This is a genomic window from Paenibacillus sp. MB22_1, from assembly GCF_047200555.1.
Classification (GTDB): Bacteria; Bacillota; Bacilli; order Paenibacillales; family Paenibacillaceae; genus Fontibacillus; species Fontibacillus phoenicis.
In genome coordinates this window covers 2325081-2350620 of the sequence record NZ_JBLADV010000001.1, presented here as the reverse complement: position 1 = coordinate 2350620, position 25540 = coordinate 2325081, and the positions used below count along the sequence as shown (strand labels likewise).

The following is a 25540-nucleotide window of genomic DNA, read 5'->3' as shown; positions in this document are numbered from 1 at the left end:
ACGAGTCAGTAATACAGAAAAGGGGAATATGGTTATGGCATACAATTCAGTCGAACAGCTTGCGCAAGCAATTACTCCTTTGGACGAAGCAGCGATGAAAGCGGCGCAGGTCCATTTGGACCAGTTGACGAAGCCGCCGGGAAGTCTCGGGAAGTTGGAAGGATTGGCAGTGAAGCTGGCAGGCATCACGGGAATCATTCGTCCGGAGTTTCCAAAACGGTCGGTAATCGTAATGGCGGCGGACCATGGCGTTTGTGAGGAAGGGGTCAGCGCGTTTCCGGCAGAAGTGACGCCGCAGATGGTGCATAACTTTTTGGCCGGCGGCGCAGCGGTGAATGTGCTGGCACGCCAGGCTTCGGCTGACGTCGTTTGCGTGGATATCGGGGTGAATGCAGAGATGTCACATCCGGGGCTGCTGCAACGTAAGTTGCGTTACGGGACAGGAAATATGGCCAAGGGACCGGCGATGAGCCGGGAGGAAGCCGAAGCCGCCATTCGAGTTGGGGCCGAGGTGGTGGCTGATGCGGTGTCCCAAGGCGTTCGACTGTTCGTCACCGGGGAGATGGGTATCGGAAACACCACAGCCAGCGCTGCGATCATGAGCAGTCTGACGGGGATCGCACCGCAGCAGAGCGTTGGGCGTGGAACCGGGGTCAACGATGAACGGCTTCGGCACAAAATTTCCGTCGTGGAGCGGGCGCTGGAGGTCAATCGCCCGAATGCCAACGATCCGCTGGACGTGCTAGCTAAAGTCGGCGGGCTGGAGATTGCCGGAATGACTGGCGTCATTCTGGGAGCCGCAGCTCATCGCTGCCCGGTCGTGATCGACGGCTTTATTTCAACTGTGTCCGCGCTGCTGGCGGTACGTATACAGCCGAATGTTGCCGACTATATTATTGCTTCGCACGTCTCCCACGAGCAAGGACACCGTGCGCTCCTGCAGGAGCTTGGCCTTAACCCGATGCTGGAGCTGGATATGCGGCTTGGGGAAGGCACAGGCGGCGTGCTGGCGCTCCATCTTGTAGATGCGGCTTGCCGGATCGTTGCTGAAATGGCGACGTTCGAAAGCGCGGGCGTCGCGTCCGGTGAAGGAAATGGTGGGGGGACCGAGTGATGAAGATCCTGGTGACCGGCGGAGCCCGCAGCGGCAAAAGCACATTCGCTGAACGTTGGGTCATGAAACAGGCAACATCCGCTGATTACGTTGCAACGGCGCAAGCGTTTGACGATGAGATGAAGGCCCGTATCAGGTTGCACCAGCTCCAGCGGGAGCAAAGCGGGTTCACCTGGACGACGCATGAAGCGCCGCTTGAACTAGCAGAACTGCTGCAGGAGTTAGGTAAGCGGCCCGTTGCAAAGGAGGGCGCGGCCGCCGAAGCCGCGGGTCCTGTTGTGCTGGTCGACTGCCTGACGTTATGGTTGTCGAACGTGCTGCTGAGCGCATCGGAACAGGCCGATGGTGTGGACGCCGTTTTGACGCGGGAAATTGAACGGTTGACCGCTGCGGCCGAGGCTTTTCCCGGCACTTTGGTGATGGTTACAAATGAGGTTGGCAGCGGGATCGTGCCGGAGTATCCGCTTGGCCGGCAATATCGGGATTGGGCCGGGCTGCTGAACCGAACGATGGCGTCTATCTCGAATCAGGTGTTTCTGGTTACCGCCGGCATCCCCATCGAGTTGAAAAGCAGGGAGTATCGCTTATGACGAACGGACCAGAGCACAAAGCGCCCTCCGGGGCGGGTAAGCATGGAGCTCTGCAGCCGATCTTGGCGGCCTTCCAGTTTCTGTCACGCTTTCCGGTACGGGCTGAACTGGATTTTACAACGGACTTGCTGCGGCGCAGTATCCCCTATTATCCGCTTGTCGGAGCAGCAATCGGCGCTGTCGTCTGGGCAGGCGGCTTGCTTGCCGACTGGCTGCTTCCTTCGTACCCGGCAGCCATCCTTTCCTTATTGATTTGGGTTGGATTAACTGGAGGTTTGCATTTGGACGGTTGGATGGATACGGCCGACGGACTGCTGAGCTACCGGTCACGCGACAAGATGCTTGAGATCATGAAAGACAGCCGGGTAGGCGCCATGGGCGTGCTGGCCTGCGTCCTATTGCTGATGCTCAAAGCCTCGCTGCTGACCTCGCTCTTCCAAGGGGGCCTGCTGACGTCAGGACTGGCGATATGGCTGGCACCTCTGTGGAGCCGGTGGTTTATGACCCGGGCGATGCACCGCTGGCCCAAGGCCCGGCAAGGTGAGGGATTGGCTGCGCAATTCCACGGCTTCAGCGAACGGGATGCCTGGGGGAGCACCATCATGGCGGTGACGATATCCGTTGTAGTGTTGCTGCTCACTTTGCTCGTGTTGCTGGGAGGAATGGACGAATCGGCTTTGCTGCGATCGCTGCTGTTTATCGGCCTGTCTCCCTTTATCGCCTGGGCGGCGGGAACTTGGGCCGCTCGACGAATCAATGCCAAGCTCGGCGGTTTGACCGGCGATACCTACGGGGCGCTGGGCGAAGGGTTGGAAGCTGTCCTGTTGCTGCTTGCAGTGCTGATTTTTGCCCATTGATAACTCGCGGAGCGGAGGTGCTCTTGGGGGAGGGGACCTTCTACGGCGAGCGCTTTTGCATCATTATCCCCTTGAATCAGAACCAAGGAGAAAAGAAGAAGGTTAGAGCTGGACAGATTAATCGAGAATCCTAAGAGAAACAGGTCGACTGTTAAGTAGCGGAGAATCAAAATCGTGCATTATCACCGTATGCTGAATGAAAGGGATAATGGTGGAAAGGTCGAGCGTCATCACCACCACCTGATCGAGAGGGATAATGGTGGAAAGGTCGAGCGTCATCACCACCACCTGATCGAAGGGGATAATGGTGTAAAAGGCCCTGGCAAGATACTACACTGCTGCACGGTTTGGAAAGGAGGGGAACGCGATGGGCGAAAATCATAAGAAGCTTCTGGATCAGGATCAGGAAAAAAGCGCATCAGCATCAGGTGCTGTACTCATGGTTCAAGGGACGGCGTCTGACGTGGGCAAGAGCGTGATCGTGACGGCGCTGTGCCGTATTTTTGCGCAGGATGGGCTTCGACCGGCTCCGTTCAAGTCACAAAATATGGCCTTGAACTCGTATGTTACGGCGGACGGCCAAGAAATTGGACGGGCCCAAGGGATTCAGGCGGAGGCTTGCGGCATCGCTGCCACCACCGACATGAATCCGGTATTGATCAAGCCAACCGGGGACATGCACTCGCAGATCGTTGTGCATGGGCGTCCTTACCGTCACCTTAGCGCATCTGATTATCGTGAGGAGTTTCTGCCCCATGCCAAGCCGCTGGTCATGGAAGCGCTCGGTCGGCTCCGCGATAGGCATGGCATTGTGGTGATCGAGGGGGCTGGGAGCCCGGCGGAAATCAACCTGAAGCAACGGGATATCGTCAACATGAACTTGGCTGAATGGGCGGATGCTCCCGTGATCTTGGTGGGGGATATTGACCGCGGCGGCGTTTTTGCTTTTCTCGTTGGTACCCTGGAGCTGCTTGAGCCACACGAACGCGCCCGCGTAAAAGGGTTCATTATCAACAAGTTCCGCGGCGATTTGTCTCTATTGCAGCCCGGGCTGGATTGGCTGGAGCAGCGGACCGGAATCCCCGTACTAGGAGTGCTCCCCTTTCTGCCTGATCTGGATATCGAAGCAGAGGATTCCGTTGTCCTGGATACCTATCCTGCCCATCCAGAGCAAGCGCCAAGTAAGGAACTGGACATCGCAGTCATCCGTTACCCGCATATTTCCAACTTCACCGATTTTGATCCGTTGGCCGCCGAACCGGACGTGTCGCTACGTTATGTAAGCAAGCTGTCGGAGCTTGGGCATCCCGATGCGGTGATTTTACCGGGGACCAAGGATACGATCAGCGATCTGGAATTTTTGCGTAGGCAAGGGCTGGCGGAGGCTATTTGCAGCCTGATTGAAGAGGAGACGCGCACCCAGCTGGTCGGAATCTGCGGCGGATATCAAATGCTGGGAGAACAACTGCATGACCCCGAAGGCGTGGAGTCCAATGAACCGAGGTCTGCGTTAGGATTGGGCCTGCTCCCCTTGGCAACAACCTTCCTCCCAGGCAAAAAAACGGTACGGGTGCACGGCTATACGTGCGAGGACCAGCCGATATCGCTGCACTCTAAGAACCGCCGGCTGCCGATCTCAGGCTATGAGATTCATGCCGGCTCGACCCAGCAGCTGCGGGACACTCGTCCCTTATTTATGCTTCGGGTCAATGAGGAGCCAGTACAAGGGTCAGGGACAGCCCCGGAGTTAGAACAGGCTGAGACGCAAACACATCCGGAAGGCGCAGCCCGCGCCGATGGCAGGGTGTTTGGGACGTATCTGCACGGAGTGTTCCATAATGATGCCTGGCGACGTGCTTGGCTGGACGGACTGCGTACGAGCAAAGGGCTCGAACCTTTGAGCGTCACCTTTGTTTCTTCCTCGCGGAAGGAGGAAGCCTTCGATCGGTTAGCGGAGCAGGTTCGCAGGCATTTGCGCATGGATCTCATTTACGACATCGCCGGGATCCAAGGTAAGCTTTGACAAATCGGGTGATGTTAGGGTAGGATAAAAGTACGCTTAATTTTCGATGGGTAAAGTCGAAAAGCGGGGGAACCAATCTTTTGGGGCGAATCGTTGTAGGATTAACGTAGGGAACCATCTTTCCCGAGCCCGTCAGCTAACCTCGTTTGCAGTGGATGGGTCATTTTAATATTATTTCAGTCATCAATTAATGACCCTGTTCTTTGAAGCGGGGTCTTTTTGCGTTCTGCAAGACCTTTGACCCGAGCATTCGGTGGAGTACTCGCATTCACTGCAAGTTTCGAGCTTCTTCTTTACGCATCGCACTATTAAAGGAGGAGAGGATTTATGGCTAGTCCGAAGTACATCACCGATATTGCCAAGGTGAGCCAGTTGTCCGAGCAGGAGCGGCAGGAGTTGAAACCGATTACGGACAAATTCGTTTTTCGGGTGAATGACTACTATTTGAATTTGATCGACTGGAATGATCCAGAGGACCCGATCCGCAAGTTGGTGATCCCCAATACGGGAGAGCTGAAGGAATACGGGCGTTGGGACGCTTCCGACGAAGCGGCGAACTATGTGGTGCCTGGCTGCCAGCATAAATACCGCACGACCGCGCTGCTGATCGTGTCCGAGGTTTGCGGCTCCTATTGCCGGTATTGCTTCCGTAAACGGTTGTTTCGCAACGATGTGAAGGAAGCGATGGCGGATGTCACGCCTGGCATCGAGTATATCGCCCAGCATCCGGAGATCAACAACGTCCTGTTAACCGGCGGTGACAGCTTGATTTTGGCTACAAAGAAACTGCGTTCGATTCTCGAACGGCTAAGAGCCATTGAGCATGTAAAAATCATCCGACTCGGCTCCAAAATTCCTGTTTTTAATCCTATGCGTATTTATGAAGATCCGGAATTGCTGGATCTGATTAGGGAGTTCTCCACTGTAGACCAACGGATTTATGTCATGGCGCATATCAATCATCCGCGCGAAATTACCCCTGAAGCCAAAAGAGGGTTCCAGGCGTTACACGACGCTGGGGCTATCGTGGTTAATCAAACGCCGATTCTCAAAGGCATCAATGATGATGCGGCCGTGCTTGGCGAATTGCTGGACCGCTTATCGTGGGCCGGCGTCACTCCGTACTATTTCTTTATCAATCGTCCCGTTGCCGGAAATGCTGATTTCGTGATCCCGCTGAAACGAGCATATCAACTAGTGGAGGAAGCGAAAGCCCGTACATCGGGGCTTGGCAAACGCGTGCGGCTTTCAATGAGCCATTCTTCGGGAAAAATCGAAATCCTGGCCATTGAAAACGGGCAGGCTTATCTCAAATATCATCAGTCCCGGGACGGTGAATACGGCAAATTTATGATTTTGCCTTGCCCGGATGATGCTACCTGGTTCGACGATCTGCCAGGCAGTGAAGCGTACTGGAAGAAGCCGGAATCGAAGCTGGATACGCAGTCGGATCAGCCAATGGAAGACGCTGCAAGCGCAGTGTCCATTACGGGATAAAACAAAACGTACCCTTCCGCTTCCCCGATCAGGGGAGCGTGAAGGGTACGTTTTGTTTTTAGAGTCAGATCCGGAATTTTGCGATCGACTCCTGCAGCGCCAACGCCTGCTCATGCAGCGAACGAACCGTACGCGCGTGATTTTCCATTTCGCTCAGTTGTTGCTGCGAATAGCTGCTGATTTGCTCCACGTTAGCGAGCGACTTGGCGGTAATATTGGCGGATTCCTCCACCGATGCGGTCACTTCCTCGGTACCGGCGGATACCTCTTGGGTGGATGCTGAGACCGATTGAATCGTCAAGTTCACGTTCTGAATCAGCTTAGTTAGTTTCCCCTGAAAAAGTCAGGGTGTTTTGAGCATAATTAAAAGGAATTCAGCACCTCAAAATGGAAATTGTTATTGACGAGATAACAAAGTTCCACACCCCGAGGGAAGAATTCCTTTGCTATAGGAGTTCAACAGAAGCCCTCGGGAATCCTTCCAAGAGGTGAAGAAAATGTTGAAACTTCGAGACGAGCAATTGACCATCTGGGATGCCATTCTCCCGGAATCTGTTAGAAAGTTGCCGGTCGAGCTTGCAATCATAGATCAATTACTGGACGACGACCGTTTTCTTCAACCGTTTACTGAGTTGCACCCGAAAGGCAAGAAAAGCGGCCGTCCTACGCTTGCAATTGAAAAGTACATCCGTCTTATGGTCCTGAAGCATAAATACAATTTGGGCTACGAGTCACTCGTGAAGGAAGTCGGTGACAGCATCACATGGCGAATGTTCTGCCGGTTTGCCATCGACGAACCGATGCCCGACCCGTCTACGCTCATCTATGCCCGCAAACGCTACGGCGACAAGATCGTCGAAGACATCAATGCCGCACTCGTAAAGCAGTGTGAGGAAAAAGCCGTTCTGAAAACCCGCAAATTGCGCACGGATACGACGGTTGTGGAATCCGACATCCATCACCCGACAGACGCTACGCTGTTGCAAGATGGCGTAAAAGTCATCACTCGAACGATTCAGAAAATCCGGAAAGTCGCCTCCCACACTGTTCAAGGCTTTGAAGATCGTACGGCAGAAATCAAGGAAAAGATTCTGTCCATCGCGAAAGTTCTACGTCGCCGCACCCGTGAATCTTGGGAAGAAGTTGACCGGATCACTGGGAGCGTAATCGAAGTAGCCGAGAACGTTGTGAACAAGGCGCAAGCCGTTATCGAGAAACTGCAAGACAAGGGCAAAGCTGCTCTTCGACAAAGTAAAACCAAACTGACCGAGGCGGTCACGCTAACCGGCAAGTTGTTGGAACAAGCCAAACAGGTCGTTTCCGGCAATCGAATCATCGCAGATCGGATCGTCAGTTTCTTTGACCCGGAAGCAAGACCGATTAAGAAAGGTAAGCTGGCCAAAGGAACTGAGTTCGGCTACAAGGTGCGAATCGACGAGACGGAAAGCGGCTTTGTGACCGGCTACGCTGTCTACGAGGGGAACCCCTCGGATGATGAACTGCTCGTTCCCGCTGTACAGGCGCATATCAAGCAATTCGGCAAAGCGCCGCAAGCTGTAGCGACCGACCGCGGTTTCTCAAGCAAGAAGAACGAAACGGCCATTACCGAACTTGGTGTGAAGCGAGCTAGCTTGCCGCGAAAGGGCAAAAAAGGCATTGCCCGATCCGAGTACGAAAACGAATTATGGTTCAAAGACTTGCAGCGTTACCGTGCAGCTGGAGAAGCGAAGATTAGTCTTCTCAAGCGGAAGTACGGTTTGAACCGCAGCAGGTATCGGGGCTTTGTCGGCTCAAAATGCTGGGTCGGCTTCGGGATTCTGACCCACAACCTGCAAAGAGCGGCAAAAATGCTCCAAAACTAACATGGAAACCGATCATTAGGGAAAGTTCCCCCTCACAACCCAGCCAGCAACCCGAAACTATTTTTGAAAATCGACTTTTTCAGGAGCAACTAGTTAATTGTTCAAACGCCTGACCAGCTTGCTTCACCCGTTCTGTTCCGGAAACGATTTCCTCGCTGGCCCGTTGCATAGCGTTGACGGAGTTTTCCGATTCTTCTCGAATACTGAGCAGGTTCTCACCGATTTCCTCCATCGCCTGGCGGGACTGCTCAGCCAGCTTACGGACTTCTTCGGCGACGACAGCAAACCCTTTGCCGTGCTCGCCGGCCCGTGCCGCTTCGATCGCCGCATTCAGTGCCAGAATATTAATTTGCTTCGTAATTTCCGTAATGGTTACGACAACGTTTGAAATTGACTCCGAGCGATCATTCAGCGTGCGGATATGCCCCAGCGTCCGATTAGCCGCATCTTCTACATGCTGCATCTGCGTAACCGCCGTTTGTGCCAAAGTATTCCCGGCACCGGCTTCATCCGCAGCTTGTCCAATCTGTTCGGTGACTTCGGCAGACGAAGCGGCAATGTGCTGTACACCTTGCGAAATTTCTTCCATCGCACGGGCGTTTTCGGCCGCTGCGGACGCAATCGTCATGCTGCCGGCTTCGATTTCCTTCGTCGCTACATTGGAACGGGCGATCAGATCCTCAAACGTCGTAACCGAACGGGACAAGTTCTCTGAGCCGTCGACGACCGCCCGGGACGTTTGCATCACGGCAGCGAACATGTCTTTGAGCTGATGAGTCATCGTTTGGAAGCTCCCGGCTAATTGGGCGATTTCGTCATTTCCTTTCACTTCGATGGTATGGCGGAAGTCCCCGCCAGCCATTTGTTCCGTGACCGTCACGAGCTTTCGGATCGGCTTCGTGATTCGCGTACTAACAAAGTAAGCTGCCGCCATGCCCGCCACAATGACAAGCAAGGTGATGCCGATACAGATGTATAAAATTTGGTCTTTCTTCTTATCGATGAAGGTAGCGTCAAGGCCCACGGCGAGCATCGCTTTGCTGCCGGGAATCGCGATGAAAGCTGTTTTGTGCGAGCCGAATTTGTCGGTATACAACTCACTGATTTGTACCCCGCCATTGGCCGCAGCGGTCATGGCCGGCTGAAGCTCCAGCTTGTCGCCGGGGGTCATCTCCGAGTTCTCATTCGTCGCCAGAACTGTAGCGCCGTCATCTTGAATATGTAGTAAATAAGCAGTGCTCAAGTTGTAGTCCTTAGTGCTCTTCGTCAAATACGATTCCACCGCAAAACGGGAGTTATCTTTACCGCTGAGCAATTGCAGGGATTGGGTCGTATCTAACCGTTTGAAGATGTCTTGAGTACTAGTTTGCAGCACTTTATCGAACTGTGGCAGCACATTTTGCTCAATGATCCCCATAGAGATGTTATAAAAGCTGACGCTAAATAAAAGTGAAGATACGACAATAATCACCGCATAGGTACTCATCAATCTGCGGCTGATGGAGCGATTAATGACCTTGAACACGAAAATCCTCTCCGTTCCCCTTAAAAAATGTGAAGTATACGCCTGGCTGTCTCTCTTTTCTTTTTAACCAGCGGTTCATAAGTATCATTTTATAGGAAAAAAGGTCCTTTGAAAACGAAAAATTCCTACATTTTTTGGTTTTCGTAAAAAGTTTCAAAAAAAAACGTCTAAATCTATCGGAAAAAGCTAAAAAGAGAGCCCTGCGAATCATTTTTTGGAGATCGCCAGGGCTCTTCGAGTATGAATATTACATTACATGTTAGATATAAGTTAATTGTTTCGGATAAGATGTGAGCACTTCAACGCCGGTTGCTGTGACTAGCACATCATCTTCGATACGAACTCCTCCGATGCCTGGCACATAAATGCCAGGTTCAACCGTAAAGACGTGGCCTTCTGCGAGGAGAAATTCGTTCTCCCCATGAACCGAAGGGAACTCGTGCACGTCGATCCCCAGCCCATGGCCAAGGCGATGGATAAAATAAGGTCCATAGCCGGCAGCTTCGATTACTTCGCGGGCGGCGCGGTCAATGGAGGCGAAGGTGACGCCCGGCCGGATGGCGGCAATCGCAGCTTCATTGGCTGCCAGCACCGTTTCATAAATCCGGACGAGTTCCTCGGTCAGCTCGCCAACCGCGAAGGTACGCGTGATGTCGGATGCGTAGCCATTCGCATAAACGCCGATGTCAAACATCAGCAGATCGCCGCGCCGGATTTGCCGGTCGCCGGGGACGCCATGCGGCAGGGCAGTTTTCTCGCCGGACAGCACCATGGAATCGAAGGAAGGCCCGTCTGCGCCGAGCTTGCGGATTTGGTACTCGACTTCCGCAACAAGCTCGTTTTCGCTTACGCCTTCCGTTGCTTTTTTCAGCGATTCGCTAAGCACCTGTTCGATCAGATGTACGGCGTGCTTGATCTTGCTGACTTCTTCTGGGCTTTTCCGCACCCGCATGTCCCGAAGCCAAGATCCAACATCTACAGATTCGGAGAACGAGAGCTTCTCCTGCATTCGCTCGAAGTTGGCCACGGAGACCTGCTCCTTCTCAAAGCCCAGCGTACCCAGCGAGCCCGCGAGGCGTTGCTTCAAGAGGGCGTAAGGGTCGTCCGTATCGCTATGGGTGATGATCTCCGTTAAGTCCGCGGCTTTGCGGGCTGCCTCTTCATCCAGCGCAGGGACGACCAGAAAAGGCTCGCTTCCCGCCTGAAGGACGGCGCCGAGGAAGCGTTCATGCGGATTGCTCAGAAAGCCGGTAAGGTAATACACATGCTTCGGATCAGTGATCAGCAGCGTGTTGACGCCGGATTCACGCATTTTGCGTTCTAATGCAGTCCATTTATCATTCATTTTGCAAAAAACTTCCTTTCGTTCAGTCTCTTGTTCTATTATAGGCCAATGCGGGGAGGAACGATAGTTAGGATCGTTGCGCCGGGCGGGCCAGGGCGGGACGGATTGCTTTTTTAGGTAAAAGGTTTACTTTTTAAATATTTTCAATAAAATAGGAAGAAGTTAGATTATTCAAATTTGAATATGAAACAAAGGAGAGAAGATGTTGGCTACTGCAACGAAAAATTCTACCCGGCTCATCTTGTTCGGATTAATGCTGGGGATTCTGATGTCAGCGATGGACAACACGATCGTGACGACGGCCATGGGGACGATTGTTGCCGATCTCGGCGGAATGGAGCAGTTCGTTTGGGTGACTTCGGCCTATATGGTGACGGTGATGGCGGGGACGCCGATTTTCGGCAAGCTGTCGGATATGTATGGCCGGAAACGCTTCTTCCTATTTGGCATCGCGATGTTCCTGCTTGGCTCCGTGTTGTGCGGGCTCGCCGGAAGCATCGTGCAGCTGAGTATTTTCCGCGCGATCCAGGGGATCGGCGGGGGAGCGCTGATGCCGATTGCGTTTACGATCATTTACGATATCTTCCCAGTGGAGCAGCGGGGGAAAATGACCGGACTCATGGGTGCCGTGTTTGGCACGTCGAGTATTTTTGGCCCATTGTTGGGCGCGTTTATCACCGACTCGCTAAGTTGGCATTGGGTTTTCTACATTAATGTGCCGATCGGTATCGTGTCGTTGGTGTTGATTATCTTCTACTATAAGGAGTCGCTGACGCACGCGAAGCAGCAGATCGACTGGGGCGGGGCATTTACTTTGGTTGGCGCTGTGGTGTGCCTAATGTTTGCCTTGGAGCTGGGCGGCGAGAAATACGCATGGAATTCCAGCGTGATTTTGGGCTTGTTTGCGGGATTTGCCGTGTTGTTTGCCGCGTTCCTGCTGCTCGAAACGAAAGCGCAAGAGCCAATCATATCGTTTGATATGTTTAAAAATCGGCTTTACGCGACAAGCTGTTTGTTGGCTTTATTTTACGGGAGTGTATTTATCGTTGCTACGGTATATATCCCGATCTTCGTGCAGGGCGTCTACGGCGGATCGGCGACCAACTCCGGCATTATTCTGATGCCGATGATGATCGGTTCGGTGGTCGGCAGCATGCTGGGCGGGATGCTCGCTTCCCGCATACCATACCGCACGGTGATGGCCTTGTCGGTGGTTTGCTTCGTCGGCGGTATCTTTGCGCTTAGCACGTTAACGAATGATTCGTCTCGCATGCTGCTTACGCTTTACAGCATCCTGACCGGCTTTGGCGTTGGCTTCTCCTTCTCGGTGCTCAGTATGGCGTCCGTGCATCACTTTGACATGCGGCAGCGCGGAGCGGCGACATCAACCAACTCGTTCCTCCGTTCGCTGGGCATGACGCTGGGGATTACGATCTTTGGTATCGTGCAACGCAACCTGATGTCGGGGGCCATGGCCGATGCGTTTGCTGGAATGGGACAAGGCGGCGGGAATTTCGGCGATACCCGGGAAGCGCTGAGTCCGGAGAAAAGAGCGCTGATTCCGCCGGCGATTTTGGACAAAATTACAGAGGCGTTGTCCATTTCGATCGCCCATACGTTTATGTGGGCCCTCATTCCGACCGTTTGCGCAGTGCTGGTCGTGCTCGCCATGCCGAAGGACCGAATCGAGCGCAAGGCGTTAAAGCCGTCGAATCAGCGGGGGTAAGCAGCAATGAAAGCTTTAGCGATCCGTCTTTGTATTTTGGGTCTGCTGCTCGAGGAGGATCAGCATCCTTATGAGATGCTCATCCGTATCCGGGATCGGTTCCTCGACCAGCACGGCAATTTCAAAATCGGTTCGCTGTATTACGCCGTCGACCAGTTGGCCAAATCGGGGCATATCGAGGCGGTGGAGACGATTTATGGCGAGGGCCGTCCGGACAAGACGGTCTATCGGATCACGGACAAGGGCCGGGAGTATTTTCAGAAGTTGCTGATCGATCGGTTCCAGGAGGAAGTGTCCGGATATCATCCGCTGCATGTTGCTTTGGTCTTTGCCAGGTATGGGGACCGGGAGAAGCTGATCGCCATGTTGCAGGACCGGATTCGGAAAGCGGAGCATGAGGTCAATTTGAGCTATCAGGTTTACGAAGAACATCGGGGGATCGTACCAAGGAGCGTGCTGCACCTGATGGTCGGACGTTACGAGCATGCCCGGACGGAGCTCAATTGGCTGCGGCGGCTGCTCAAAGACGCCGAGGCCGGACGGTTGGGGGACCGCGATCCGGTTGATTTGCTAAACGAAGAGGAATAAAAGAAACTCCCCGGGCACCGTGTGCGATTTTCGCTGACGGTATCCGGGGTGTTTTTTTAGGTTTATCTATTTGAGTTTTGGTCTGGTGCATCCGGCCGCAGTTCTTTGACCAAGCTTGGCGGCGTTCGGCCTTCGAGGGCGGCCACCAGGTTTTCAGCGGCCCGCATCGCCATTTGCCGGCGAGTTTGGTCTGTCGCTGATCCGATATGCGGCAAGGTCACTACGTTTGGCAGCTTCAGCAGCGGATGGTCCGGATCGATCGGTTCCTTCTCGAACACATCCAATCCCGCGCCGTAGATTTGACGGTTCTGCAAAGCGGCGGTCAGCGCCTGCTCGTCAACGGTAGCCCCTCTGGAGGCGTTGACGAACACAGCCGTCGGCTTCATCAAGGCAAATTCCCGAGCGCCGATCAGCTTGCGCGTTTCCGGTGTGAGCGGCGTGATCAGCACGATAAAATCCGCTTCCTTCAGCAGCTCATCCAGGGTGCAATAAACGGCACCCAGCCTAGCTTCGGCCTCCGGTTTCCGGCTGCGGTTGTGATACAGCACCTGCATCCCAAAGCCGAATTGCCCCCGATGGGCCACCGCTTCGCCGATTTCCCCCATCCCGATGATGCCAAGCTTCTTGTGGTGGACGTCGAGACCAAACAGGTTTTGGCCGTCACCGCGTTTCCATTTCCCTGCCTTCACGTATCGGTCCAGTTCCGATACCCGGCGGGCGACGTCCAGCATCAGGGCGAAAATCAAGTCGGCGACGGTGTCGTTCAGGACGGCCGAGGTGTTGGTTCCCAGCACGCCGCGGGCTTTCATCGCCTCGAGATCAAAGTTGTTGTAGCCAACGCTGATATTGCTGACAACTTTTAATTTGGGGGCATGATCCAACAGCTCCTGATTGATGCTGCGGTCCGCGGTCAACAATCCCTCGACGTCGCTTAAGCTGGCTAGAAGTTGGGCGCGGGTGATCGGTTCGTCGCCTTCCCATTTGCGGATTTCACAATGCTCTGCCAGATAATGTTCGACTTCCGGGGGGATCGGCCGGGAGATAAACACTTTTGGTTTCATGAGGTTCTCCTCTCTCAGGGGGATAGATCCATTGTTACGCACACCACGTAGACAAGGATTTAGCGATTATCGACTTTTTCCGGATACATATCATGATTAAGCAGGCGATGTTCCGCCATCGCTTCGTACTTGGTGCCGGGACGGCCATAGTTGCAGTAAGGATCGATGGAGATGCCGCCGCGCGGCGTAAATTTGCCCCAGACTTCGATGTACTTCGGATCCATGAGCTTGATCAAATCGTTCATAATGATGTTCACACAGTCCTCATGGAAATCGCCATGGTTGCGGAAGCTGAACAGATAGAGCTTTAACGACTTGCTTTCCACCATTTTGATATCGGGAATATAGCTGATGTAGATGGTGGCGAAGTCAGGCTGTCCGGTGATCGGGCAAAGGCTGGTAAACTCCGGGCAGTTGAATTTTACAAAATAATCACGGTACGGATGTTTATTGTCAAAGGTCTCTAATACCTCAGGCGCGTAGTCAAAAGGGTATTTGACGCCCTGGTTGCCCAGCAGGGTCACGTCTTGCATTTCTTCGGGTTTTCTTCCGGCCATGTGAAGCCCTCCTTATAGATATATTCATTAAAGCAATCTAGCGGACCGTACAGCCCTTATTTGCCTTTTTCCCGGACATTTCCTGTTGTAACGGACTCCAGTGACCTTATTTGGCTTTTATCGCAGCCGATGTGCTGTTTTACATCAAAATAAGGTCTACTGAGTCCGGTAGATTTGGAAAGCTCCCTCGGAGCCTCAAATAACGTCTCTGGTGTCCGTTAGCCGCGGGGTGGAGGTCTCGGCTGCATTCAAGATTCGATGCCGAACCAGCCTCCTCGAATCCGCCTCGTGATCGAAAGCCGATTGATGAACTGCCGTTTCAATGAAGGTTCAAAAATCGGGTTTGGAGCACCGAGAAGGTTGGATGAAGCTAGAGACTGAGTAGCGGAGCATAGCTAGGAGCTATGTGAGCAACGGAAGGCTCGGCTGAATTCAAGATTCGACGTCGAACCTGCACCCTCGAATTCGCCTCGTGATCGAAAGCCGATTTTTGAACTTCCGCTACACGCCGCGTTTGTTGCCCCAGACGAGGGCGTGGAGCTGCGGCAGCACCCGGACATTGTTCAGGTCCGGCGTGGCCATTACCTTGTCGATGAGCGCTTCGTAGCGGCGCAGCAGGTCGGACGCATGCTCCTGGATGTCCATCCGCTTCACGTCCGGGTTGCCCACCTGCACGTACATCGGCACGTTGGGGTAGCGAGTGTGCACCCGCTTGGCGTAAGCCAGATCGTCATCGTCAAACACGACGACCTTCAAGCTGACGGCGAGCGGGTGAGGCCGGGCAGCCAGCCTAGCGACGATATCGTCCAGCACGTCCCAGTTGGTGTCCATGCCCGAGCTTGGCGGCTTCGGCGACAGAGTCACCTGGTCGACCTCGGCCAGCCAATCCTGCCAACGCGAGCCTTGCGTCTCGACTGCGACGGTGATGCCTTCGGCGTGAAGCAGCTCCACCAAGCTGGCCAGCTGCGGCAGGAGGGCGGGGTTGCCGCCGGACAAGGTGACGTGGGAGAAACGGTCGCCGCCGATGTCGCGCAGCTCGCCAAGGATTTCCGCCGGGGTCAGGCGGCGGATCATCTCCTTCGCGCTGCCGTCCCAGGTGAAGGCGGAGTCGCACCAAGAGCAGCGATAATCGCAGCCGGCTGTGCGGACGAACATCGTCTTCTGTCCGATCACCATACCCTCGCCTTGTACGGTGGGGCCAAAGATCTCCATGACGGGGATCGGCAGCTCGCGGTGCTCTTGTGTGGTCGCTTCCTTACTCATCCTGCATCCACTCCCGTCTCGCTTCCGCATAGCTGGTTGGCGTCTCATAGAGGCGGACGAACTCCGTCCGGGCCTCCAGCACCGGATTGCGATAAGCTTCCGATTGCAGCGCCTCCTCCATCTTCTCGAACAGCCACACCACCATATTTTCGGCGGTGGTATTCATCGGCGGCAGCGTTTCATTAATGTAACGATGGTCCAGATAAGCTTCAATTTCGTTCTTCCAAATCTCCTTGATCGTGCCAAAATCAACGGTCATGCCGATCTCATCCGGCCGGCCGCTGATGCCAAACACCACTTTGTACGTGTGGCCGTGCAGGTTTTTGCATTTGCCGTCATACGCATGCAGGTGGTGCGCGGCATCAAAAGTGAATTCCTTGCTCACCAGCACCCGGCGGCGGTGGTAACGTAGCTGGTCCCGGCGGATGTCCTGGTCCAGCTTCTGCAGCGCTTCAACGATGCGAAATTCCCCCGGTGTCCGGTTCATCGTGAATTCGCCTCCTGGCGTTCCAGCAAGTATTTGTCCAGTCCAGCTTTTCTCAGCTTGCAGGCCGGGCATTCGCCGCAGCCATCGCCGATGATACCGTTGTAGCAGGTAAGCGTCCGTTCGCGCACGAAATCAAAGGCTCCAAGCTCATCGGCTAGCTTCCAGGTCTCTGCTTTGTCGATCCACATGAGCGGCGTATGGATCACAAACTCGTAATCCATCGCCAAATTCAAAGTCACGTTCAGCGATTTCACAAACACGTCGCGGCAGTCGGGATAACCGCTGAAGTCGGTCTCGCAGACGCCGGTGACGATATGCTTGGCACCTACGCCTTTGGCGAGTACGGCAGCAAAGCTGAGGAAGAGATGGTTGCGGCCGTCCACAAACGTGCTTGGCAGCTCCCCCTCCTGATGCTCGATCGCAATGTCGCTGCGCGTCAAAGCGTTGGCCGTTAATTGGCCAAGCAGGCTCATGTCTAACACGGTATGCTTGATGCCAAGCTCGGCGGTAATCGATTTCGCGCATTCGATCTCCAGCTTATGGCGTTGGCCATAATCAAACGTCACGGCCTCAACCTCGCCGAATTGCTGGATCGCCCAGAACAGACAGGTTGTGCTGTCTTGACCGCCGCTGAACACAACAACCGCTTTTTCCTTTTTAAGCATAAAAAAACCCTCCGTCTTCTTTAATAGTGAAGCAGGAATCCTTCGTTCCCGGCCCATTGTGATAGAAGAAAGAGAGTTCTTGAACTGGTCACAAAAAAACAAGCCCATTTCGACCGGCAGGGTGTCCTTGGCGCTGCGACTCCGTTGCCGTTCAGCAAACGGGCATGCGAGCGCGAAGAACCCGCCGAATCAAGGCAGGGCATTTATAGTTTTTTATAGAGGGAGTTCTCGAACCTCTCCCGTGCATTCCCGTAGGAATAAGCACGGATTTCTTCTTCAATTTCGTTATGCACTGGGGAGCGGGCCTCCAGGCACAAACCCCATTATAACATATTTTGCGCAGAGGGGAAGTGAAGGCGCGATCACTCAGTTAAAATGTTACTAAGGAGGCATCGGTTCACTCACATCGAAATGTTACCGAAGGGATGTGTGTTGAAATTGAGCATGAAAACACGACGTGAAGTGATCCGTACCTTGGCTGATCAATACAAGAGAGCGAAATCGCGAAATGAAAAATCTGTAATCCTTGATAATGCCGTGAAGGTGCTGGGTTGCCAACCCGTAACGTCTGCCTCCACTGGGTAACAAAATTACGTGAGTGAACCACTATCCTTCGGTAACATTTTTAAATGAGTTGACACGGAAGGGAGGGTCGGGTGTACTATTTTTAATGAAATTGAGCTAATTTGGTTCACAAACGAGCGAAACTCACCGATAGCGGTTTGCAGCCTGTCTTTTGATGGCCTGAATGGCGCCCATATGAAGTCCTTCATGGAAGATCGTTCTCACAAGTACCTGCTCAAGGGTATGCATCCCCATATCCGTTGGCGGATACTCCTCCTCCAGCCGATCCCGGTACTGCTGCTCTATGAAGCGAGGCTGCTCCTGAAGCAGTGATATCAATTCTGACAATGACGGGGTTTCGTCCGTAAAATGCGATGGGTTCGTTCCGTAACCGAACCATTGATTAAAGCTCATCGGGACCGGCATATCCTCTTTCGTAAGCACGCGTATCCATAAATACTGATCCAGAACCACATGCCCCAGATTCCATCTGATATTGTTGTTGAAACCATCCGGTACAATGTCAGCCTCGTCTTCCGACACGTCTTCAACCACCTTCAGCAGCTCTCTGCGGTATGTATGCAGCTGCTCAAACAATACCTCATGTCTTCTTTCCATCGAAATACCTCCCAGATTCTGATATCTTAATATAATTATGTGAAAAAATATAAAATCCTTTTATTTCGAAAAAATAGGAGCGCCATAAATGCGCCCCGCTAAGCCTATCGAACCTTCCGCTTCTTTTATTCAATCAACGGACTCCTGAACTGCGTCACGATTGCTCGGAAAGGTACCGATCAGATCCAGCTTGATCCAATGATGCCCATTGCTGACCTCACTCTTGTATACCTTCGTTTTAGCACCCTGATTCGCGAACACAAGATCGTTGACACCGCGGTTGAACATCCTCGACGATATAACCTGGCGTAGTCGCAAGCGTCCCCATGTCGAACCAGTACTCCTCCTCCTCATCTGCCGATATAAAACCGTTCGTCACCATCAAGCTCATATTTCCGCTGTTATCCGCATCGAAGAAGCGAGCTCCCCAGGCCCATCCCGATTGCTGAATGCCCATTTCCTGTGCTCGGTCGACATACCTTCCGTTCTCATCTTCATGCCATAACTGATTTCCTTCCAGCAAATATCTTTCCTTACCTGCTGGTAGCGCTCACGGGATGCCAGGCGGTCGGCGGGTTTGACGTGGCCAAAGCGCTGGCCAACAGCGCAAAGACGACGAGCAGTGAGTCGAAACAGACGGTTACCGTCGAAGTTGTTCCGGCTGAATCGGCCAAGCTGACTGCGGAGGACCAAAAAGCAATTGATCTTATGAATTCTTTCTCTCTGAATATCGATAGTGCAAAGGTGCAGGATACCAAACATATTTCGATGAAAGGCTCCGTCGGCTTGAAGGGAGAGAAGATTCCATTCCTCTTCTTCATGGACGACAAGGGGATTGCGCTGCAGGTTGAAGGCGCGAAGCAGCCGTTGTACATACCTCAGTCCATTGAGGGCGTGACGCTGCCTGACACGAGCGAATTGGAAGCCGGGGCGCAGGAGCTGACCGTCAAACTGGCGGAATTCGTGCTGAAGCATTTCCCGAACCCTTCGGTATTGACCGTGAAGCAAACTTCCTCGCAGGTAAACGGGGAGACGTTGAGCTTGACGAACCTGCATGCGGAAGTGCGCGGCGACGAGCTGTTTGGGCTGATTAAGCCGTTCCTCGCCAGCGCGGTGAAGGATGAGCAAGGGCTCAGAGACCTGATTGGGGATTATTACGCGCAGCGACAGCGAAATGTGGAACATCGGCGGGACAGTAACCGCGGATCAAGTGGATACGAGTGTCGGTGTTATCGACGTGACGGAAACGGAGTTGACCCCAGGGCAAATTTTGCGCAATTTCCAGGGTTCCGCTCCGCTGTACAAATTGCTCAAAGAAGACCTTAATTTGACCCATAGACAGCTTGTGCTCGATACCCAAAGCGACTACTATGGATTGATCACGAAGAACGGCATCTCCTTTGTACAGTTGCGTTACTTGGCTGAGCAGTTAGACGCCGAAGTGAAGTGGACGCCGGGGTCTGGCCAGATTGTCGTGATCGATGACCTGACCGGCAAGGAGATCGTTCTCAAGGTCGGCTCGAAGAAAGCGGCGGTGGATGGCAAGGTGGTAACGCTGAGCCAGCCAGCCTTTGTCCATAAGGACGGGTTGACTTACGTGCCGCTCCGATTCCTGGCAGAGGCGCTTAGCGCATCCGTAGACTTCGACGCTGACGGTTGGATCACTATCGTTAGAGAATAAGCGGTGCAATCAAAACGATAATGGAGGGACCTTCCCAAGCTATCCTGATGATGGCAAAGGGAAGGTCCTTTATTTTGGGCTGACGATTGATTAATTGTCCTAGCCTGTGTATAATGATAATCATTATCAGTAGAAAATGGGGGAGCAATACAAATGAAGGTGTTCAAACATCGATTTCTTGTGGTGGCAACGGTTCTGTTGCTGACAGTTGTGCTTGCGGCTTGCGGCCAAAACGGCGGCAATACGGCAAACGATGCGGCGGCGTCGAACCATAATGCAGCGGGAAGCGCGCAATCCGGCAACGGAACCAACGATTCCGCCGAAGGACAAGCGGCAACGAAGGTTTACAAGGACTATACCGGGCAAGAGGTTGAGATTCCAACCAATCCGCAGCGGATTGTATCCATTACGCATCTGGGTGATCTGCTGGCTCTCGGCGTGAAGCCGGTTGGGGCGGGCTCGCTTGCTCTGGAAAACTCGGTTCTGCTGAATAAGGAACTGGAAGGCGTGGAAAGCGTCGGTGATATCTCAGTAGAGAAAGTGCTGGAGCTTCAGCCGGACCTGATTATTGTCCCGACCTATACACCGGCCGATATCGTTGAGCAATTAAAGAAAATTGGTCCGGTTGTCACCCTGGCCACCACAGGCTGGGAGGGAATTGACCCGCTGGAGGAAGTGAAGACGGTGGGTGAAATGCTGGGCCGTGAGCAACAGGCGGAGGAATTTATTACCCGGTATAAGCAAAAAGCCGAGGAGGCCAAAGCCAAGCTCAGCGAGGTGATCGGACCCGACGAAACCGTGGGCACGTATTCGATCTGGGCGAAGAACTTCTGGGTATGGCCAAAAACTCGGGATGCCGGCTATAACCTGTACGAAATGTTTGGCTTGAAGCCGCAGGAGAAGATCGAGAAAGAGGTATTCCCGACCACAGGCGCGGATATTTCTTTGGAGGTCGTTCCGGAATATGCTGCGGACCATATGTTCGTGACGGTGTATGAACCGGACGGCGGGAAGGAACGCGCAGAGGAAGTCATGAATGGACCGGTGTGGAAAAACATCCCTGCCGTGAAAAATAACCACGTGTACTTGCTGAACTACAAAGAGTTCTGGATGGTGGACGGACTGAATCTGGAGAAGCAGCTGGATATTCTCGTGGACCTCGTCGTCAGCCAAAATCAAAAATAAAACAACCAACCCAAGAGGGCCGTTCCTCGCGTCGTTTGCCGATGCGCCAGAACGGCTTTTTCATGTCTAGCGCCAGCCGGCAAGCCAGCTTACAAGATCTGCCGGTGGATGGCCAACGCCCATTCCTCCGCGATCATGCGCTCGGGAAGGAGATCGCCAATCAACATGAGATAAGTGGATCATTGACAAAGAAGACGCTAGTTTCTAAGATATGTTTATTCGTAATGATTACGTTTAATACCCAAGAATAGGATGGATCGATATGCTAAAAATGAAACGGGGCGACGTCCTGCTGATCGTTGTTCTGGTCTTGTTGGGTTCGACGTGGCTCTTCCTGCGCCAGGTGCTGGAAAGCCGGGAGACGGTAGACCCGGCAACGCTTCGCGCCGAAATCCAGGTGGACGGCGAATCCTACCGCAGCGTCCCCTTGGACGTCGGGGAGGAGACCATCGAAATCCACTCGAAATACGGGAACAATACGCTAAAGGTCTTTGACGGGGGGATCCAAATGATGTACGCCGACTGCCCGAAAAAAATCTCCATGCAGATGGGCTTCATCTCCCGGCCCGGCGAGACGATCATCTGTGTGCCCAACCGTGTGTATGTGGAGATCGTCCGCAGCGGCGCTCCAGGCCCGGATGATAACGGCGTAGACGCCTATATCCGCTAGTTTTCCATCCCCGACAGATCCTCCCATGCTTTCACCGAATCCTCGCTAGGATAGACGTAGGGTCGTTTGTGATCTTGGAATTTCTCGGATGCGCTCCGCGTTAACGGTAAGGATCGCCTTGCCCTCCCGCGTTTGCGGCTCAATGGTTCCTTCCACCTCAAGCCAGCTGTCTTTAGTCAGCTCAACAAGCGGCTGGTCGGAGGTGACCACGAGCCCAAACGCGCTCCGATCAGCACGAAAGGCAGCGCTTCCAGCAAGATGCTGAGAAAGCTGGTTTTGAACGTTTGCAGCTCGTCAAGCGGGACCTGTCGAATCAGCGACGGGTATAGGACCGTCAGGCAGGCGAGCGCGAAAGCGGCCGGCACAAGAATCGGCAGCATTCGGGTGATGGCTTGTTTATTCATGGCGTACTCCTTTTAGACAAAATCAGGATCTAGTGCAGTATTATACTATTATTTTCCAAGGCGTTTCAGAACGAAGTTGATAGATTCGTTCGCAGATTCGTATCGATAGTTGACAAAGCCCAGGGAAAGAAGATATAGTATTGATTGTTAATCGTAATAATTACGAATAAACCAGAGCGGGCATCTGGTCTTGCATACGAAAGGGGATGAAACGAAATGAATGAACATATTGCGCGCCCGATTCCCGTTACGGTGCTGTGTGGATATTTGGGTTCGGGCAAAACAACGCTGCTGAACCACGTCTTGAGCAATCGCCAGGGGCTGAAGGTGGCGGTGATCGTCAATGATATGAGCGAGATTAACGTCGATGCGGAGCTGATCAGCGCCGGCGGGAGTTTGTCACGCACGGAGGAGAAGCTGGTGGAGTTGTCGAACGGCTGCATTTGCTGTACGCTGCGCGAGGATTTGCTCAGAGAGGTGCAGAAGCTGGCAGCGGAGGGGCGGTTCGATTACATATTAATCGAGTCAACAGGGATCAGTGAACCGGTACCGATCGCCCAAACGTTTACTTATGCGGATGCCGAGACAGGGATTGATTTGACGGGGATCGCCAAGCTGGACTGCCTGGTTACCGTAGTGGACGCCTACCGGTTCTGGCATGATTTCTCCTCCGGAGAGACACTTCTGGAACGCGGGCAGCAAGCAGGAGAAGGCGACAATCGCGATGTGGTTGATTTGTTGATCGATCAAATCGAGACCTGCGACATTTTAATTTTGAATAAATGCGACCTGGTAGACGAGGAGGAGTTGAAGGAACTGGAGGGTGTCCTGCGTAAACTGCAGCCAACCGCCAAGTTTATCCGCTCCACGATGGGCTGCGTGGATCCGCAGGAAATTTTGAACACAGGCTTGTTCGATTTCGAGAAAGCCAGCCAATCGGCCGGATGGATCCGGGAACTGGAGTTGGAAAACCATACGCCGGAAACGGAGGAATACGGTATCGGTTCGTTTGTGTACCGGCGGAGACGGCCGTTTCATCCAGAGCGATTGGCGCAGTTTATGAGCCAGTGGCCAGAGGAAGTGGTGCGGGCGAAAGGGCTCGTTTGGATCGCAACGGAGTCCGATATGGCGGCGAATTTGAGTCAGGCCGGGCCGTCGATTCAATTTGGTGCGGCTGGTTATTGGCTAGCCTCACTGTCTGATCGTGAGCGGGAGGAGCTGTTTAACGAAGAGCCGGAGCTGCGGCGTAAATGGGACGATGTGACGGTCGACCGGATCAATGAACTGGTGTTTATCGGCATTGGAATGGATCGCGCCGGGATTGAACGGGAGCTTAATGCTTGCTTGTTAAGCGACGAAGAGATGCAGATGAATTGGGCGAACTTCCCCAATCCGCTGCCGTGGATTTCGGCGGAAGAGCTGGCGGGCGCCAACTAAAGACTAATTCTTGAGGAGGAATAGACATGCGAGTGGTCATCACATTAGCTTGTACGGAGTGCGGGGATCGAAACTATACGACAACCAAAAATAAAAAGACCCATCCCGAACGTCTGGAACTGCGGAAATACTCGCCTCGGCTGCGTAAATACACGATTCATCGGGAGACGCGCTAATTGAGCTTGGGAGAGTTGGTACCGTTGGAGGGCGATTTGTCGTCTTTGTTAATCGTAAAAATTACGCTTTAGAGAAGAAGGGGTAACATGATTTTATCCTCGATGGAAAACGTCGTGTTTGGGTATGTCGACAAACCGGTCATTGACGGGGTGTCCCTCGAAATCCATGCCGGCGAGTTCGTTGGCATTACCGGACCTAACGGTGCGGCCAAGACGACGCTGCTCAAGCTGTTGCTCGGTCTGCTGAAGCCGTGGAGCGGGAGCGTGAAGATCAACGAGGAAGCGTTGGTGGAGGGCCGGCTGAACGTAGGTTACGTCCCGCAGCAAGTCGCCGCGTTTAACAGCGGGTTCCCTAGCCGGGTGCTGGAGCTGGTGAAGTCGGGGTGTTATCCCCGGCTCGGTTTGTTTCGCCGGTTTGGTGCAGAGGAGCAGCAGATCGTCAAACGCAGCTTGAAGCAAGTGGGGATGTGGGAGCAACGATACCGGAAAATCGGCGAGCTGTCAGGCGGACAGAAGCAGCGGATTTGCATTGCTCGAGCCTTGGCCGGGCAGCCTCGGGTGCTGGTTCTGGATGAACCCACGACGGGCATGGACCGGCAAAGCCGCCAAGGATTTTATCAGCTGCTGCGGCACATGACGGACCAACACGGATTGACGGTGATCATGGTGACCCACGGCCCGGAGGAAGCGGAGGCGTATCTGGACCGCATCATATCCCTGGGGCAACAGGAAAGCGAGGAATGGCAATGCTTGACTACGCGTTCATGCAGCGTGCGTTTTGGGCCGGCGCTTTGATCGGCAGCATCGCCCCGGTCATCGGCGTCTTCCTGATGTTGCGGCGCCAGGCGCTGATGGCCGATACGTTGTCCCACGTTTCGCTGGCTGGTGTAGCCCTCGGGGCTGTGCTGGGCTGGAACCCGGCCTTGGCCGGCTTTGTCGCTGCCATCCTCGGCGGGCTGCTCATCGAGCAGTTGCGTCGGAGCTACCGAGCGTATAGCGAGATGCCGGTTGCGATCGTCATGACTTCGGGGCTGGCACTCGCCGTCGTGCTGATGAGCTTACGAAGCAACCTGAGCCAAAGCTTCAGCGCGTACCTGTTTGGCTCGATCGTCGCGGTGAGCGACACACAACTGGTGTTGATGGCTGGCGTCGCTTTGCTAGGCGCCGCGTATTTCATCGTGCTGCGAAGACCGCTGTACAGCCTGACTTTTGACGAAGAAACCGCTCGAATCAGCGGGATCCCGGTGAAGTGGCTGTCGTTCTCCTTCGCGGTGTTTACCGGCATGGCGGTGGCGGCGGCGATCCCAATTGTTGGCGTGCTGTTGGTGTCCTCGCTGATCGTGTTGCCAGCCTCGCTGGCGCTGCGGTTGGCCCGCGGGTTTGCGGCAGCGATTGTCATCGCAGTTGCCTCCGGCCTAACGGGGATTTTCAGCGGGCTGACCGCTTCGTATTACTTGGATATGCCGCCCGGCGGGACGATTGCGTTGATTTTGCTGCTGTTTTTATTAGCCGGCATCGCGGGGCAGAAGGTACGGGGATCCCTAGCTCGGAGGAACGGGCGCAGCGTGAGGCAGGCGGCGAGAAGCCAAGGGGAGTCTATAACCTTAACGTCGGAAGAAGGCGGAAGAATTTAGTGTGGAATCAA

Annotated in this window: 28 protein-coding genes and 2 riboswitches; of the genes, 17 read left to right on the top strand and 11 right to left on the bottom strand. The window is 53.9% G+C overall.

Translation table 11 applies throughout. The annotated features are described in order from the left end of the window. Nucleotides 1–34: 34 nt before the first annotated feature. The 6 genes from cobT (at nucleotide 35) to ACL02P_RS11095 (ending at nucleotide 6081) form a co-directional block, all read left to right on the top strand. Nucleotides 35–1114 carry a nicotinate-nucleotide--dimethylbenzimidazole phosphoribosyltransferase gene (gene cobT / locus ACL02P_RS11120; protein ID WP_009226059.1) on the top strand — a complete coding sequence of 360 codons (1080 nt, stop codon included), beginning with the start codon at nucleotides 35–37 and terminating at the stop codon, nucleotides 1112–1114. Continuing rightward, the gene (gene cobU, locus ACL02P_RS11115) at nucleotides 1114–1704 is read left to right on the top strand and encodes a bifunctional adenosylcobinamide kinase/adenosylcobinamide-phosphate guanylyltransferase (RefSeq protein WP_412837248.1); all 591 of its coding nucleotides are present in this window, start codon (nucleotides 1114–1116) and stop codon (nucleotides 1702–1704) included. Before cobT ends, cobU begins: the two co-directional genes overlap by 1 nt. After that, a complete protein-coding gene (gene cobS, locus ACL02P_RS11110; RefSeq protein WP_412837247.1) occupies nucleotides 1701–2561 on the top strand; it encodes an adenosylcobinamide-GDP ribazoletransferase in 861 nt (286 codons plus the stop codon). Before cobU ends, cobS begins: the two co-directional genes overlap by 4 nt. A 174-nt stretch (nucleotides 2562–2735) precedes the next feature. Further along, nucleotides 2736–2945, top strand: coding sequence for a hypothetical protein (locus ACL02P_RS11105; RefSeq protein WP_157273486.1), 210 nt, complete (start codon nucleotides 2736–2738; stop codon nucleotides 2943–2945). 55 nt (nucleotides 2946–3000) lie between these two features. Beyond that, a complete protein-coding gene (locus ACL02P_RS11100; RefSeq protein ID WP_412837336.1) occupies nucleotides 3001–4584 on the top strand; it encodes a cobyric acid synthase in 1584 nt (527 codons plus the stop codon). 23 nt (nucleotides 4585–4607) lie between these two features. Continuing rightward, nucleotides 4608–4750, top strand: a riboswitch (cyclic di-AMP (ydaO/yuaA leader). Between the two features lie 161 nt (nucleotides 4751–4911). Then, entirely contained in the window at nucleotides 4912–6081 is a 1170-nt protein-coding gene (locus tag ACL02P_RS11095; RefSeq protein WP_412837246.1) for a KamA family radical SAM protein, read from the top strand. Between the two features lie 64 nt (nucleotides 6082–6145). Here the strand turns inward: ACL02P_RS11095 and ACL02P_RS11090 are convergent, their stop codons facing one another. Next, a complete protein-coding gene (locus tag ACL02P_RS11090) occupies nucleotides 6146–6388 on the bottom strand; it encodes a hypothetical protein (protein ID WP_412837245.1) in 243 nt (80 codons plus the stop codon). 190 nt (nucleotides 6389–6578) lie between these two features. Here ACL02P_RS11090 and ACL02P_RS11085 point away from each other — a divergent pair, with 190 nt between their 5' ends. Then, on the top strand, nucleotides 6579–7943 hold the full coding sequence (locus tag ACL02P_RS11085; protein WP_019007868.1) for an ISNCY family transposase: 1365 nt from the start codon (nucleotides 6579–6581) through the stop codon (nucleotides 7941–7943). A gap of 79 nt (nucleotides 7944–8022) precedes the next feature. Here the strand turns inward: ACL02P_RS11085 and ACL02P_RS11080 are convergent, their stop codons facing one another. Further along, complete coding sequence (locus ACL02P_RS11080) at nucleotides 8023–9468, bottom strand: methyl-accepting chemotaxis protein (RefSeq protein ID WP_412837244.1); 1446 nt, start codon at nucleotides 9466–9468, stop codon at nucleotides 8023–8025. A gap of 259 nt (nucleotides 9469–9727) precedes the next feature. Next, nucleotides 9728–10813: a M24 family metallopeptidase gene (locus ACL02P_RS11075; RefSeq protein ID WP_009226065.1), complete on the bottom strand. Its 1086-nt coding sequence runs from the start codon at nucleotides 10811–10813 to the stop codon at nucleotides 9728–9730. Nucleotides 10814–11015: 202 nt separating this feature from the next. On the opposite strand from ACL02P_RS11075, the gene ACL02P_RS11070 reads away from it, so the two are divergent. After that, on the top strand, nucleotides 11016–12539 hold the full coding sequence (locus ACL02P_RS11070; RefSeq protein ID WP_009226066.1) for an MDR family MFS transporter: 1524 nt from the start codon (nucleotides 11016–11018) through the stop codon (nucleotides 12537–12539). Nucleotides 12540–12545: 6 nt separating this feature from the next. Then, nucleotides 12546–13127 carry a PadR family transcriptional regulator gene (locus tag ACL02P_RS11065; protein ID WP_009226067.1) on the top strand — a complete coding sequence of 194 codons (582 nt, stop codon included), beginning with the start codon at nucleotides 12546–12548 and terminating at the stop codon, nucleotides 13125–13127. 62 nt (nucleotides 13128–13189) lie between these two features. Here ACL02P_RS11065 and ACL02P_RS11060 read toward each other — a convergent pair whose 3' ends face one another. The 7 genes from ACL02P_RS11060 to ACL02P_RS11030 all read right to left on the bottom strand — a co-directional run bounded on the left by ACL02P_RS11060 (nucleotide 13190) and on the right by ACL02P_RS11030 (nucleotide 18865). Beyond that, nucleotides 13190–14188, bottom strand: coding sequence for a 2-hydroxyacid dehydrogenase (locus ACL02P_RS11060; RefSeq protein WP_009226068.1), 999 nt, complete (start codon nucleotides 14186–14188; stop codon nucleotides 13190–13192). A 59-nt stretch (nucleotides 14189–14247) separates the two neighbouring features. After that, a complete protein-coding gene (gene queF / locus ACL02P_RS11055) occupies nucleotides 14248–14745 on the bottom strand; it encodes a preQ(1) synthase (RefSeq protein ID WP_009226069.1) in 498 nt (165 codons plus the stop codon). Between the two features lie 501 nt (nucleotides 14746–15246). Next, a complete protein-coding gene (gene queE, locus ACL02P_RS11050) occupies nucleotides 15247–16008 on the bottom strand; it encodes a 7-carboxy-7-deazaguanine synthase QueE (RefSeq protein ID WP_009226070.1) in 762 nt (253 codons plus the stop codon). Beyond that, complete coding sequence (queD, locus tag ACL02P_RS11045) at nucleotides 16001–16495, bottom strand: 6-carboxytetrahydropterin synthase QueD (protein ID WP_009226071.1); 495 nt, start codon at nucleotides 16493–16495, stop codon at nucleotides 16001–16003. The genes queE and queD overlap by 8 nt, the downstream gene beginning before the upstream one ends. After that, nucleotides 16492–17160, bottom strand: a complete 669-nt coding sequence (gene queC, locus ACL02P_RS11040; RefSeq protein ID WP_009226072.1) for a 7-cyano-7-deazaguanine synthase QueC — start codon at nucleotides 17158–17160, stop codon at nucleotides 16492–16494. The genes queD and queC overlap by 4 nt, the downstream gene beginning before the upstream one ends. A 199-nt stretch (nucleotides 17161–17359) precedes the next feature. Next, nucleotides 17360–17403: riboswitch (PreQ1 riboswitch) on the bottom strand. 465 nt (nucleotides 17404–17868) lie between these two features. Continuing rightward, nucleotides 17869–18342: a DinB family protein gene (locus ACL02P_RS11035; protein ID WP_009226073.1), complete on the bottom strand. Its 474-nt coding sequence runs from the start codon at nucleotides 18340–18342 to the stop codon at nucleotides 17869–17871. A 238-nt stretch (nucleotides 18343–18580) separates the two neighbouring features. Further along, complete coding sequence (locus ACL02P_RS11030) at nucleotides 18581–18865, bottom strand: hypothetical protein (protein ID WP_198136228.1); 285 nt, start codon at nucleotides 18863–18865, stop codon at nucleotides 18581–18583. Between the two features lie 59 nt (nucleotides 18866–18924). Between ACL02P_RS11030 and ACL02P_RS11025 the strand changes: the two genes are divergently transcribed. The 4 genes from ACL02P_RS11025 to ACL02P_RS11010 all read left to right on the top strand — a co-directional run bounded on the left by ACL02P_RS11025 (nucleotide 18925) and on the right by ACL02P_RS11010 (nucleotide 21878). Further along, on the top strand, nucleotides 18925–19668 hold the full coding sequence (locus ACL02P_RS11025) for a hypothetical protein (RefSeq protein ID WP_255315369.1): 744 nt from the start codon (nucleotides 18925–18927) through the stop codon (nucleotides 19666–19668). 1 nt (nucleotide 19669) lies between these two features. Then, complete coding sequence (locus tag ACL02P_RS11020; protein WP_050769795.1) at nucleotides 19670–20023, top strand: copper amine oxidase N-terminal domain-containing protein; 354 nt, start codon at nucleotides 19670–19672, stop codon at nucleotides 20021–20023. Between the two features lie 153 nt (nucleotides 20024–20176). Next, nucleotides 20177–21208 carry an ABC transporter substrate-binding protein gene (locus ACL02P_RS11015; RefSeq protein WP_412837243.1) on the top strand — a complete coding sequence of 344 codons (1032 nt, stop codon included), beginning with the start codon at nucleotides 20177–20179 and terminating at the stop codon, nucleotides 21206–21208. A 262-nt stretch (nucleotides 21209–21470) separates the two neighbouring features. Beyond that, the gene (locus ACL02P_RS11010; RefSeq protein WP_009226078.1) at nucleotides 21471–21878 is read left to right on the top strand and encodes a NusG domain II-containing protein; all 408 of its coding nucleotides are present in this window, start codon (nucleotides 21471–21473) and stop codon (nucleotides 21876–21878) included. Nucleotides 21879–22054: 176 nt separating this feature from the next. On the opposite strand, the gene ACL02P_RS11005 is transcribed toward ACL02P_RS11010, so the two are convergent. Beyond that, nucleotides 22055–22282, bottom strand: a complete 228-nt coding sequence (locus ACL02P_RS11005; RefSeq protein WP_009226080.1) for a hypothetical protein — start codon at nucleotides 22280–22282, stop codon at nucleotides 22055–22057. A gap of 216 nt (nucleotides 22283–22498) precedes the next feature. Here ACL02P_RS11005 and ACL02P_RS11000 point away from each other — a divergent pair, with 216 nt between their 5' ends. From ACL02P_RS11000 to ACL02P_RS10985, 4 genes are all read left to right on the top strand, one after another. Continuing rightward, on the top strand, nucleotides 22499–23719 hold the full coding sequence (locus tag ACL02P_RS11000) for a GTP-binding protein (protein WP_412837242.1): 1221 nt from the start codon (nucleotides 22499–22501) through the stop codon (nucleotides 23717–23719). A 26-nt stretch (nucleotides 23720–23745) separates the two neighbouring features. Continuing rightward, a complete protein-coding gene (gene rpmG / locus ACL02P_RS10995; RefSeq protein ID WP_009226082.1) occupies nucleotides 23746–23895 on the top strand; it encodes a 50S ribosomal protein L33 in 150 nt (49 codons plus the stop codon). A gap of 87 nt (nucleotides 23896–23982) precedes the next feature. After that, nucleotides 23983–24690, top strand: coding sequence for a metal ABC transporter ATP-binding protein (locus ACL02P_RS10990; RefSeq protein ID WP_412837241.1), 708 nt, complete (start codon nucleotides 23983–23985; stop codon nucleotides 24688–24690). Further along, nucleotides 24636–25529: a metal ABC transporter permease gene (locus ACL02P_RS10985; protein WP_009226084.1), complete on the top strand. Its 894-nt coding sequence runs from the start codon at nucleotides 24636–24638 to the stop codon at nucleotides 25527–25529. The genes ACL02P_RS10990 and ACL02P_RS10985 overlap by 55 nt, the downstream gene beginning before the upstream one ends. Nucleotides 25530–25540: the final 11 nt, after the last annotated feature.